The 11946-nt window shown below is 72.7% G+C and carries 11 protein-coding genes; 3 read left to right on the top strand and 8 right to left on the bottom strand.

The features are described from left to right. A partial coding sequence (locus AB0946_RS31610; protein WP_366764092.1) for a zinc-binding dehydrogenase occupies window positions 1-645 on the top strand: 645 nt, incomplete at its 5' end. A gap of 491 nt (window positions 646-1136) precedes the next feature. Here AB0946_RS31610 and uppS read toward each other — a convergent pair. From uppS to AB0946_RS31595, 3 genes are read right to left on the bottom strand one after another with little or no spacing between them, the layout of a single operon-like run. After that, on the bottom strand, window positions 1137-2984 hold the full coding sequence (gene uppS / locus AB0946_RS31605; protein WP_366764091.1) for a polyprenyl diphosphate synthase: 1848 nt from the start codon (window positions 2982-2984) through the stop codon (window positions 1137-1139). 16 nt (window positions 2985-3000) lie between these two features. Further along, a complete protein-coding gene (locus AB0946_RS31600) occupies window positions 3001-3870 on the bottom strand; it encodes an ABC transporter permease (protein WP_366764090.1) in 870 nt (289 codons plus the stop codon). Then, window positions 3867-4475 (bottom strand): ABC transporter ATP-binding protein, encoded by a 609-nt coding sequence (locus AB0946_RS31595; protein ID WP_366764089.1) that lies wholly within the window; start codon window positions 4473-4475, stop codon window positions 3867-3869. The genes AB0946_RS31600 and AB0946_RS31595 overlap by 4 nt, the downstream gene beginning before the upstream one ends. Window positions 4476-4756: 281 nt before the next feature. Between AB0946_RS31595 and AB0946_RS31590 the strand changes: the two genes are divergently transcribed. Beyond that, the gene (locus AB0946_RS31590; protein WP_225812692.1) at window positions 4757-4927 is read left to right on the top strand and encodes a hydrophobic protein; all 171 of its coding nucleotides are present in this window, start codon (window positions 4757-4759) and stop codon (window positions 4925-4927) included. A 451-nt stretch (window positions 4928-5378) separates the two neighbouring features. Here AB0946_RS31590 and AB0946_RS31585 read toward each other — a convergent pair whose 3' ends face one another. The 3 genes from AB0946_RS31585 to AB0946_RS31575 all read right to left on the bottom strand — a co-directional run bounded on the left by AB0946_RS31585 (window position 5379) and on the right by AB0946_RS31575 (window position 7774). Continuing rightward, window positions 5379-6047 carry a hypothetical protein gene (locus tag AB0946_RS31585; protein ID WP_366764088.1) on the bottom strand — a complete coding sequence of 223 codons (669 nt, stop codon included), beginning with the start codon at window positions 6045-6047 and terminating at the stop codon, window positions 5379-5381. Between the two features lie 47 nt (window positions 6048-6094). After that, complete coding sequence (locus AB0946_RS31580) at window positions 6095-6331, bottom strand: hypothetical protein (RefSeq protein WP_366764087.1); 237 nt, start codon at window positions 6329-6331, stop codon at window positions 6095-6097. A 456-nt stretch (window positions 6332-6787) separates the two neighbouring features. After that, the gene (locus AB0946_RS31575; RefSeq protein ID WP_366764086.1) at window positions 6788-7774 is read right to left on the bottom strand and encodes a zinc-dependent alcohol dehydrogenase family protein; all 987 of its coding nucleotides are present in this window, start codon (window positions 7772-7774) and stop codon (window positions 6788-6790) included. A 127-nt stretch (window positions 7775-7901) separates the two neighbouring features. On the opposite strand from AB0946_RS31575, the gene AB0946_RS31570 reads away from it, so the two are divergent. After that, window positions 7902-8498: a TetR/AcrR family transcriptional regulator gene (locus AB0946_RS31570; protein WP_366764085.1), complete on the top strand. Its 597-nt coding sequence runs from the start codon at window positions 7902-7904 to the stop codon at window positions 8496-8498. A gap of 251 nt (window positions 8499-8749) precedes the next feature. Here AB0946_RS31570 and AB0946_RS31565 read toward each other — a convergent pair whose 3' ends face one another. Continuing rightward, complete coding sequence (locus AB0946_RS31565) at window positions 8750-9424, bottom strand: YbaB/EbfC family nucleoid-associated protein (protein WP_366764084.1); 675 nt, start codon at window positions 9422-9424, stop codon at window positions 8750-8752. A 344-nt stretch (window positions 9425-9768) separates the two neighbouring features. After that, window positions 9769-11937 carry a BTAD domain-containing putative transcriptional regulator gene (locus AB0946_RS31560; protein ID WP_366764083.1) on the bottom strand — a complete coding sequence of 723 codons (2169 nt, stop codon included), beginning with the start codon at window positions 11935-11937 and terminating at the stop codon, window positions 9769-9771. Window positions 11938-11946 lie beyond the last annotated feature (9 nt).

Genomic DNA, 11946 nt, shown 5'->3' with positions numbered 1-11946 from the left:
ATCACGGCCTGGCAGATGCTGCACCGAAAGGCCCGCGTACGCGCCGGGCAGACGGTCCTGGTGCACGGCGCCAACGGGGGAGTCGGCTCGGTCCTGGTCCAGCTCGCCCGCGCCGCGGGCGCCCAGGTGATCGGCACCGCCTCCGCGCGCCACCACGCCGCCCTGCGCGAAGCGGGAGTGACACCGATCGACTACCGCACCGAGAACATCCCCGCCCGCGTCCGTGCACTCGCCCCGGGCGGTGTCGACGCCGTCTTCGACCACGTCGGCGGCCGCAGCGTCACCGACTCCTGGCACCTCCTCGCGCCCGGCGGCACCCTCGTCTCCTACGGCAGCGCCTCCACCCGCGACGACGAAGGCTCCAAGCAGTGGCCCGTCCTCAAACTCCTGGGCCGCGTATGGCTGTGGAACGCCCTGCCCAACCGCCGCCAGGCCTACTTCTTCAACGTCTGGGCCGGCCGCGCCCTCGCCCCCAGCCGCTTCAGGACCCGACTGCGCAACGACCTCACCGCGGTGTTCGAGGCGCTCGCACGGGGCGAGATCACCGCCCGGATCGCCGCGGAGCTGCCGCTCACCCGGGCCGCCGAGGCGATGCGACTGGCCGAGTCCGGCACCGTCGCCGGCAAGGTCGTGCTGCACGCCTGACAACCAGGCAGAAGCCAGGCAGAAGCCGGCACGGGTACGTGCCCCCGCCGCGTCCCCCGGCAGCGGCTCGCCCGTGCCCCGCACTCAGCGCGTTTCGACGGCCGCTCCGGCCACCCCCGCGGTCGCCGTCCCCACGCCGACGGCCGCCGTCCTCACCCCGTCACGGCCGGGCCCCCGTCCGCGGCACGCACCCCCGCGCTGATCGCGCGGTCCACCCACCAGGCGCCCGCCCCGCACAGCGCGGCCCTCCCGATGGTGGCCCGGCTGCCCGGCAGCGACGTCCTCGGTCACGAAGGCGACGACTCGACAACTGCCGGGCGGACAGCGCACGTTGGGTTATGCCGCCCGCGTGGACAGCGGAGGCGCGCGTGTCCCGGCTCGGCGGTTGCTGCTCCGATCCGGAACGAGACGCCGCCGGCATGGCATGTGCCGGATCTCGGGGGTTCCGGCTGGTGTGGACTTCGCCGGGCCCGACTCGTCGGCTCCGCCAGTCAGATCGGACGTGGCGGAACGGCCGGTGGTGTTCGAGGGGGGACGAGGGGGGCGGCGCCGTGGCGGCGCTGGCGTCGGCTGTATTCGGTGACGGCCCGCCACAGATCACGCCGGTCCACGTCGGGCCAGAAGTCCGGGGTGAAGTGCAGCTCCGCATAGGTGGCCTGCCACGGGAGGAAGTTGGAGGTCCGCTGTTCGTTGCCGGTGCGCCACAGCAGGTCGACGTCCGGCATGTCGGGGTGGGGCAGATGGTGGGCGAAGTCGTCCTCACCGATGAGGTGAGGGTCGACGTCGCCCGCTTGGGCCGCCCGGGCGAGGGCTGCGGCGGCCCGGGTGATCTCGTCGCGGCCGCCGTAGTTGATGCACACGGTGAGGGTCAACCCGGTGCGGTCACGGGTGCGGCGCTCCTCGCGCAGCATGGCTTGGACGAGCTCTTCGGGCAGTCTGTCGGGACGGCCTGACCAGCGCTGGCGTACGTCGAGATCACGGACGGGGCCTTCGTCGAGGTCGTGCAGGACCGCTTCCAGAATGGCGGTGACCTCCCCGGTGCCGCGTTTCCAGTTCTCGGTGGAGAACGCGTAGAGGGTCAGGTGACGCAGGCCGATCTCCAGGGCGCCGTAGACCATCTCGTGGGCGGCCGCGGTGCCGGCGCGGTGGCCTTCCGAGCGGGGCAGGCCGCGCTGCTGGGCCCAGCGGCCGTTGCCGTCCATGATGACCGCCACGTGCGAGGGCATCTGGTCGGCGGCGATCCGCGGGGGCCGGGCGCCGTCGGGGTGCAGTGGCGGGCGCCGCAGGGCGGTGTCCTCGGCCGACGGGCTCGGATCGCTGGCGACCGCGGCGGGCCGTCGGGGTCCGGGCACGGTCAGGGGCGTCAGGCTCCAGGCCAGGTTCGAGCGGACGCGGGCGGGGACGAGGATGCGGGTGCGGGATAGGAGAGAGGGACGCGGGGCGCGCTCGAGGAGGGCGGGCCCGGCTGCGTCGACGGCGTCGAGCTGCGCACTCAGCAGACGCGCCGCCGTGTCGAGCACGGTGGCGGCGCCCGGGTGCAGGCCCCTGGTCATGGCGGGCCTGCTCACCCATCGGCGAGCCAGGGCGGTCAGCTCTCCGACCAAGGCCGCTGTCGCCGGGCTCCAGCACCCCTGCCGCAGATCGTCTTCCGCGCCGGGGCAGGTGTCCAGGGCCTCCTGCGGCAGGAGCAGGAGGCCCTGGCGAAGGTCGGAGCCCAGGTCGGTGAGGATGTCGGTGAGCTGGGCTCCGTCGATGAACCGCTCGAAGTCCCCTTGCCGGTCCAGCCTCAGCGTCATCGGCGCTCCGGCCTGTTCGAACAGGTGCCGTACCTGGTCGACCCAGGGCGCGATTTCCTCGCCGCACCAGGACCGCCACGCGGCCCAGTCAGGGAAGTGCCGGCCGCGGGTGTCGTCCCGTGCGCTGGTCATGGCGCCTTGCAGGCTGGACAGGTCCAGACGCCATCGCAGGGCGGTGTCCACCAGGGCGTGCCGGACCGGATCGGTGCTGGTGCCGGCCGCGAGGTCCCGTCGCAGGGCTTGGGTCCACGCTTCGACGCGGGCCGCACGTTCGGCCGGTTCGGCATCCTGCTGGTCGGCCAGGTCGTCCAGGACGCTCGCTGCCGCCCACAGGGCCCACCCGGCCGGGCGCAGCACGGCCGGCATGAGCTGGATGAGGGTGTGGATCGCGGGATCGTGCGCTCGTGTGGTGTGTCGGCACAGCCGGTACGCCGCCCGCAGGGCCGGGTCGTCGCCGGTGAGGGACCGGGCGGTGAGTCGCCCCCGCCGTGCGAGCGGGGTCGCGCCGGAGTCTGCCGTCGTGGACTGTGGTGTGGTGTGCATGTGGGGGAGCGGGGCCTCAGTGTGCTTCCGTGTCGGACACTGCTGGTGAGGGCGTGCCGGCCTGGCGCTGCGCGGGAAGGCCGGCCTTGTCGCCTCCTGGCCCGGGCGGCGGAATCCGGGCGGTCAGCGGCAGGCGGTTGCGGGTGCTGCGGTGGAAGCCCACCAGCGCGATCAGGGATGCTGCCGCGAACCAGGTGAGCTGGATGGCCAGGTGGCCGGGTACCGCTCTGGTGGAGAATCCGGCTGCCGTGCTGGCCTGCATGGACCCGTAGGAGGGCAGGTAGCGCATGACCGGGTTGTCGGCCCCGGAACTGGTGATGGGGTTCTGCAGCGCGAGGTCGATGATGCTGGTCATCACGATGGCGAACATGCCCTCGACTTCCCGGCGCAGCAAGGAGCCGAAGCTGACACCCAGCGCGCCGTACGTGAGCCCGGCGCAGAACAGTGCGGCGGCGAGCAGCAGGGGCTGACGGGGTGCCCAGGCCAGACAGGTGACGGCGGTGGCGTAGGCGGCGACGGCCGCCGAGACCAGAGCCAGGGCACTGACCTTGGCCAGGACCAGGGGGGTGCGGGGGTAGCCGGCCATGGCCAGTCTGCGGTCGAAGCCGCTGCCGGAGAACGTGGCGGCGAACATCATGAACCCGGTGATCAGCGTGACGGCGTTGAGCGCGCCGCTGATCTCGGTCAGTTCGTTGCCGTGTGGCGCCAGCGTCTCTCCGGTGGCGCGAAGCCGCATCCGGGCCGGGGTGTCGGGCATCGCCAGGTACGCCAGGGTCGTCCACACCGGGACGAACAGGCCCACCAGGACCATGGCGAACCGGTTGCGGCCGTGCTCGATCAGCGCGAACCGGGTGGCGACGGCGAAGCGGGTCAGGTGGAACCTCATGCGGCGGCCCCCGCCTCGTCCGCACGGAGCAGCCCGCCGTCCAGGCGCCACAGCTCGTCCAGGCGTTCGGTGTCGTACGCCAGGTGAGAGACGACCAGGACCGAACGTCCCGCATCCCGCAGTCGCACGGCCAGGTCCCAGAACCGCTGGTAGGTGTCCCAGTCGAAGCCCTGATACGGCTCGTCGAGCAGCAGCACCCGCGGATCGTGCATGAGCGCCAGCGTCACGTTCAGCTTCTGCCGGGTACCGCCGCTGAGAACCCCCGCCCGCTCATCGGCGTATCCGGTGAAGCCCAGCACCTCCATGATCTCCTCGGCGTACCGCACATCGGCCAGGCGGTAGGCCGTCTGGAAGAACGTCAGGTGCTGCCGCACGGTGAGCGCGTCGTTGAGCACCACGTGCTGAGGGCAGTAACCGAACCGGCCGCTGTGACGGACCGTGCCGCGCAGGGGCCGCAACTCGCCGGAAAGGACCTTCAACAGCGTGGACTTGCCCGCGCCGTTCTCCCCGACGATCCCGCACAGCATCCCCTTGCGAAGCCGCAGGTCGACACCCCGCAGGACGGAGCGTCGGCGGTAGGCGTGATGCACATCCCTGACTTCCATACCCGTCTCCCCCCATGGATCCGGACCGACCGTCTCCGAATGGCCTAACGATCACCCGGTGGAACGGACACGAGCCCGACCGATCGGGCCGTGGCCGCGCCGAACGCCGTGGCCGCTCAGGCCGGGACGCGGCCTGCACCCCGGCGGTGCGTGAGGAGCGGGGCTGGGGGAACCATGCATGGCGCGGCCTGCGTATGCCCTGCATTGTGTGAAAGTAACTCACAGTTTATGTGCATGTCAGTGCGAGGTAAGGGCACATGGTGGCCAGGAGGTTGATAACGATGGTTCCCCTGCTCCTGGTTCTTCTGCTGGCTCTGATCCTTTTCGGTGCGGGTTTCGCGCTGAAGGCGCTGTGGTGGGTCGCGGTGATCGTGCTGGTCGTGTGGCTGCTGGGCTTCGTCGTCCGGACGGCGGACGGCGGCGGCCGCAAGGGCCGTTGGTACCGCTGGTAGACGACGGACGCACTCGGCGCGAGATACGCGCCACGCACGCGAAGTGAGTGGGGCCCGGCCTGATACGGCCGGGCCCCACTCGTAGGGAAACACCCGCTGCGAAGGCGGCCGGGAGGGATCGGGCGTATCGGGCGCATCGCAGGGTACGTGAGTCATGCACCGGCTCCGCGGACCCAGCAGTGGAACCCTGCTCCTCCTGTCCGCGGGGCCGTTGCGCGCCGCGTCGTCCCCCTCCCGCCAGGGCGCCGGCCGTCCCCTGCGCATCACCGCGCTCCACCCGCGCTGCGCCCGGCGCGCCCGGCCCGGCGGCGGGTCATGCGGGCCGAGCAAGGGGTGCCCGAGGCGGTGGAGTCCGAGAGGACCCCCGCCCAAGCGCTTCGCCGACCGCCGTTCTGGCAGCCCCGTTCACCGCTCTCCTCGCCCAACTCCCGCCGCCGGACACAGCCCGAGGTCAAGGCAGGCGGATGTTGTCGTACCTGGTGTTCGGCTCCCCGTTGGCGTACACGCGCGGCGAGGTGAACACCCCGACCAGCTCCTCATCGACGATCGGTCTCCGGGGAAGGGTCAGCCCGTAGTGCTCGCCCATCAGCCGGTACACGTCCTGGATGTCCGGGACGCGCAGCCTCCGCTTGTCCGGCTCGGCGGGCGAGTCGAGGTTCGGGGCGAGACCGCCGAGCCCGATCTCGGCGGTCATCCGCCGGGTGAGGGGATGATCCGCCCTGACCGCCTGGTGCACCTCGCCGTCGAAGTAACTCCAGTCCAGCTTCCCGTCCACGATCACATGGATGACGGGTGGGTCCATGGTGGTGTCCATGATGGTCAGCCATGTGCGGCCCTCCCACAGGTGCCGGACGTGGTCAGGGCGCTGCATGTAGAAGCCGTCGTCGCCCCCGCACAGGGCGAAGGCCCACCCCGCGTGCTCGCCCAACCTGGCCCAGTCCGGGACGTTGCCGGAGCGGTCCAACGCCGTGTTGAACACGTCGGGAGACATGATGCCGAGGTCGGGATCCGCCCCCAGCATCGCCGCCAGCTCCTCGACGCTCACGCCTTTGACCATCTCCAGGTAGAAGCCCCAGGCGGTGAGGTCCTGCTGTATCCACTCGATTCCCTCGTCGCTCATGGTCGGCAGTGTGGCAGCGGCGTCTGACATCTGGTCCGGCACCGTCATCAGAACAAGGTGTCGGTGTTCTCGGTGGGTGGCGGAGCCGGCGTGCGGGTGCGGCGCGGACGCTCGGGCTCCGGTTCCTTGCCGAACAGTGCCTGTGTCCCGCATTCGTCGGGCACGGCGGGGACAGGCCGGCACACGGCCGCGTCGGCCAGGTCGACGAGGTCGAGCGGGGCGGAGTCGTCGAAGTCGGCGCGCTGCATACGGGTCCAGTCGCGGCCCCGGGGTATGTCGGTCACTGGCGGTCTCCTGTCTGCGTTCGGGGGCCGTGTCACGGTTGTCGTGGCCCAGCGCACCGGCCCGGGGTGTCCCTCCATCCTTCTGCCCACATGACGGTCCCCGGATCGCGCCTCACCGAGGACGTACGGTACGTGCTTCCTGTCGGCCCTGAAGACGTCGCGAGGGCACCAGTGCCGGACCCGGCCCGCACGCCGGGCTCCGCTGCCCCGCCGGTAGGGGACCGCCTCTTCACCGGTGGGATCGGCGGAGCCCGGGAACCGCGGTGCGCGGGTCCTCGCGTCGCCGGCGTCCCTGGCCGTTCCCCGCCGCCGGCACGCGGCCCTCGCACACGGCGGCACGGGGCCCGGTTCCGTCGGCCCACGTCGTGTCCTGCGGGCCGGCACTCCGGCGCGCCGCCCGGCCGCGTCGTGAACCGGTGCTGTCGAGCGGGTCCGAAGGCGTGTGCGACGGGGAGGTCACGCTTCGACGTCGACGACGACCTTGCCGTTGGCCGTGCCGCTCTCCACGGCCTGGTGGGCTTCCGCCACCGTGGCGAGGCTGTACCGGGTCTCGTCCAGCAGGGGACGCAGCCTGCCCTCGTCCACCAGCGCGGCGGCTGCGCGCAGGATCTCGCCGTGATGCTCGCGGCCCCGGCCCGTCAGCATCGGCAGCAGGGTGAAGACGCCCGAGTAGGTGGCTCCCCGGAACGACAGGGGCGCCAGCGCATGGGTGCCCCAGCCCAGCGAGCTGACCACATGACCGGTGTAGGTGCGCACCGCCTCGAAGGAGGCGTCCAGGACGGGGCCGCCCACGGTGTCGTAGACGATGTCGAACCCGGCACCGCCGGTGTGCTCGGCGACGTACCTCTCCACGGGCACCTTGGTGTAGTCGATCGGCACCGCCCCCAGGCGGCGCACGAGCGGCGCCCTGGCACCCGATGCGGTCGCGAACACCTCGGCGCCGCGGGCCGCGGCGATCTGGACCGCGACGCTGCCCACGCCGCCGGCGCCACCGTGCACCAGAACCTTCTGACCGGCCCGCACGCCGGCCCGGTCCACCAGGCCCTCCCAAGCCGTGATCACGGCCAGCGGCAGCGCGGCTGCCTCACGCATCGACAGCGTGGCCGGCTTGTGAGCCAGCAGGCGCGCGTCGACCGCCGCGAACTCCGCGAGCGAGCCCTGTAGGTCACCGACGCCTCCGGTCAGGCCGTACACCTCGTCGCCCACCGCGAAGCCGTCCACCCCGGGCCCCGTCTCCACCACCCGGCCGGCCAGGTCCATGCCGAGTACCGCCGGTGACCGCACGCGGGCGTGCGCCGCCCGGCCCGCCCTGATCTTCGTGTCCAGCGGATTCACTCCGCTGGCATGGATCCGCACCAGCACCTGCCCGTCCCCGGGGCTCGGCCGGTCGATCTCCCGCAACTCGAGCGGACCGGCGAACGTGGCCAGTACCACTGCGCGCATCACAGCACCATCCCTCACACGTCGTTCGCGGCAGCGGGAAGCCGCCGCTAATCGAACAGACTAGTCCGTCTTATTAAGGGGTGCAACGGCTACCGGGCGGCGATCGGAACGGACTAGTCTGTCTTGTATGGCGACGCGCGTACGCAAGACGAACACCGAGCAGAGGATCCTCGACACGGCGGCCGGCCTCTTCCACCGGCACGGACTGCGGGGAGTGGGGGTGGATCAGGTCATCGCGGATTCCGGGGTGGCGAAGTCGACGCTGTACGCCCACTTCCGCACCAAGGATGATCTGATCGCCGCCTACCTGCGGCGCACGGACGACTCGTGGATGGGGCAGTTGCAGGCGGCCGCCGAGGCCGCCGGACCCGATCCCGCCCGGCAGCTGGTGGGCCTGTTCGACGCGTTGCAGGCCTCCTTCGACCGCCACGGCTTCTTCGGCTGCCCCTTCGTCAGCGCCGCGGTCGAGGCCGAACTCGACTCCAAGGCCCACGCGGCGACCGTCGCCCACACCCGGCGCCGCCAGGAGTGGCTGACCAGCCTCGCCGGTGCGGCGGGGGCCGCGGAGCCGGCCGCGCTGGCCGTACACCTCGGGCTGCTGATCGACGGCGCTCTCGCCTCCGGACGCCTGCTGCAGGACCGCGCGGTCGTCGACGCCGCCAAGGCGTCCGCCCGGGCCGCCGTCCTCGCCCACACCGCTCAGGACACCGCGACCGCTGCGTGAGGCCGCCGCACGGCGGATGCGCCGGCGCCCGCCGGAGCCGCGAGCGCGGTGCACGGTTCCGCCTCAACGCGTCGAGCGCGGGCACTCATGCGCCTCACCGGCGGCGGGGTCGGCTGGGCGTCGACGGCCGCGACGCGTGCCGTACGCCATCGAACCCGGCGAGCCCGTCCTGCCGGTGGTCGTCGACCCGGGCGTGGACGACGGGGCCCACCAAGGAACTCCGTGTCACCTGACCGAACGGCCGGCCAGGGTCAGGCGGTGTCCGGTGTGGTGCGGTCGCCCTCCGACGGTTCCGCCGCGTTCGGCCGTCCCCGCCAGTCAGGTGCGCATCGCCCTCCGGCGGACTCGCATACGGCCCGACCCAGCGCCACGACCGCTTCGGACAGCTCCGCGGGCAGGGAGGCCGGCCGGGCGGGCGGCGGAACGCCAGGCAGCAGCTTTCCCCAGAGCGGCCCCGGGGAGAGCGGCTGTTCCGGCGCTGCACCGCGGCCCGGCGCGCCGGCCCGATCGGGGACGGCGTCAGGACGGCCGGACACCGTCCGGGCCTCCCGCACCACCCGATGCCAGCACGTGTGGGACGGGGTGTGTGCCGCCGGGCCACCGGGGAGCGGGTCGTCACACGTGTCCGGCGAGACGCATCCCGACACCTGGGCCGCCGGGGACAGGGCGATCGCGGCGGCGCGCTGGGCCACCTCCGCCCGGGCTGTCGTCAGGGCCGCCAGGACGCTGCCGGCCAGCTCCTGGCCGGACATCTCCTTGAACCGGTTGGTGGGAAAGCGGACTGCCGACGTCCGCCCGTCGGCGCACACGGTGGCCTCCACCACGCCGTCCGCGGACGAGGCCGTCACCGACAGCGTCCGCAACTCCTCCTCGGCCCGCGCCACGGCGTCGTACCGCCGGGCGAAGTCGGCAAGAACCTCTTCCACGCTGTCTCCCGGAGACGTGTCCACCCTTTCGCTCCTCCTGTGTCGGTGCAGCGACCCGGCGTCGGCGTGCTACTAGAGACAAACGAGGGTGCGGGCGGCCATGGTTCACGCCGCCGGACCGCCGTCTCCGCACGACCGTCACGATCCGGCCGCCGGGTGTTCGCACCCCGCGGCGGCAGCGCGGCGACACACCGGAACGGCGTGGGGGGGCGTGACCCCGCCCCCCACGGCGCACGGTCGGGCGGACGAACGGTCGAGTCCAGGCACCACGACGCACCGCGCCAACCCGGTGGCGCCGTAAGGCCCGAGGCGTCCCGAGGCGTGGCCGCGGAGCCGCCTCACGGTCAGCGGTCGACGCGGTGCGTGCAGGTCCGCAGCGTGGAGCACAGTTGCCGGCGGAACGTCTCGCCCCCGGGGAGGAGACCCGTGTCCTCGACGAGGGACGGCAGCACATGTCTCTCGGCGATGATCCACTCCGCGGCCTGCGCTCTCTCGTGGAACTGCGCGGGCCGTACCCCGGGACGCGGGGGCGGCAGGATCAGGGCCCTGCGGTGCGGGGCGAGCAGCGCGGTGGCGGCGTCGGCGCTGTACAGATAGTGCTCGACCATCCTGGCGCGCGCCGCGGAGCGCACGCCGGCCGGATCGTGCCGGGAGCCGAGTTCCGCGGCGAAGGAACGCAGCAGTCCGTGACACGTGTACCGGCCCGGTACGAGCTCGGCGAGCAGGTGGTGGTCCGTGAGCTCGGCGATGTCCGCGTGCGTGTCCCGTACGTCGGTGCCGGCCAGGCTGGCGGCGGCCGGTGCGGTGATGTCGCGCGCGGGGTGCAGGCTGAGCAGCCTGAACAGTGACGCGGCGCTGGGGCTGAGCGCTTCGTAGGAGGCCGTGAAGGCACTCCTGACATCGGTGCGGACATCCCGTGTGGACAGGGCCGTGAGGATGCTCCGGCCGTCCTTGAGCTGTGCGGCGAGCGAGGCGAGGGAGAACGCCGGTCGCAGCAGCGCCCGGGTGCCGGCGACGGCCAGCGTCAGCGGCAGTCCGCCGCACACCTCCACGATCTCCTCGGCCGCGGCACGCTCGCCCCCGAGCCGGTCCGCGCCCAGGCGGCGTTCGAGCAGTTCGAGGCTTTCCGGCCGGGTCATGGGGTCGAGCGTGACGATCCGGGCGTTGTCCGTCACGGCCAGCCCCTCCAGACGCCGACGGCTGGTGACGATCGTCAGACACCCTGGTGTGGTGGGCAGCAGAGGGCGGACCTGTTCGCTGTCACGGGCGTCGTCCAGGACGAGGAGCAGCCGGCGTCCGGCCAGGGCCCTGCGGTACGCGGAGCCCAGCGCGGCGGTGCCCGGCCGCGCGGGAACCGTTTCGACGCCCAGCGCCTCCAGCACCGTGCGCATCGCCTCACCGGGGTCGAGAGGCGCTTGCGAGGCGTGGTGGCCCCGGAGATCCACGTAGACGTGTCCTCCGGGACAGCGTGCCGTCGCCAGGTGGGCGACGTGCACGGCCAGGGTCGTCTTGCCCACTCCCGCCATGCCGCAGATCGCGGCGGTGATGGGCGGGGCCGGGCTCTCCCCCTCCAAGGGCAGCAGTTCCAGGAACCGGTCGAGCGCCGCGCGCCGGCCGACGAAGGACGCGCAGTCCGGAGGCAGTTGCGACGGCGCCGGCGCGGCCGGGACGGGGTCCGCCGGCCCGTTCACGGGCACGGTGAGCCTGCGTTGCGACAGGTTCTGCTGAGCGGCTCGCAATTCGGGACCGGGGCCGACGCCCAGTTCGTCGGCCAGACGGCGGCGGATGCCGTCGAACTGCCGCAGGGCCTCGGCCTGCCGTCCGGTGGCGGCCAGGGCGGCGATCACGCGGGCGTGCACGGCTTCGTCGAAGGGATGGCCGTCCAGCGCCTGGCGCAGTGCGGTGAGCAGGTCCTCCGTCAGCGCGGGTGCCGCGGTCAGGACGACGTCGGACGCTTCCTTGACCACCGCCACGAACTCGTGCCCGACCGCCGTGAACACCGGATGCCCGCACACCAGGCTGCCGTCCGCGACGACGGGCGCGCGCCAGAGCCGCAGGGCCTCGACGAAGCGGTGGGCGGCCCGCGCGGGGTCGCCGGCCCTGGCCGCGAGCCGCGCCTGCGCGCAGAGGTCACGGAAGTGCAGAAGATCGGAGTTCGAGGTGTCGACCAGCAACCGGTAACCGTCGGCGGCGCGCACGAGGTGTCTGGCCTCGGACCGGCTGCGCAGCTGGGGTTCCAGCGTTCTGCGCAGGGCGCCGATGTGCCGGTGCACCACGTTGGCCGCGCTGGCCGGCGGCTCGTCGTCCCACAGGACGTCGATCGCCTCGCTCAGTGTCAGGGGGCCGGGCGCGCGCAGCACGAGCAGGGCGAAGAGGGCCAGCCTCTTGGGAGGGCCCAGATCGAGTTCGTCGGTGCCGCGCGCCGCGCGCACGGGGCCGAGGATCGCGTAGCGCACTACGGCGTCCGTCTCCCGTCCGGCCTCCCCGCCGTCGGAACCGGTGTCATAGGTCACGTACTGCTC

The sequence above is a fragment of the Streptomyces sp. NPDC046870 genome, from assembly GCF_040704595.1.
GTDB lineage: Bacteria > Actinomycetota > Actinomycetes > Streptomycetales > Streptomycetaceae > Streptomyces > Streptomyces argyrophylli.
The sequence above is the reverse complement of the archived record's forward strand: the minus strand, read 5'-3'. Positions and strand labels throughout refer to the sequence as shown.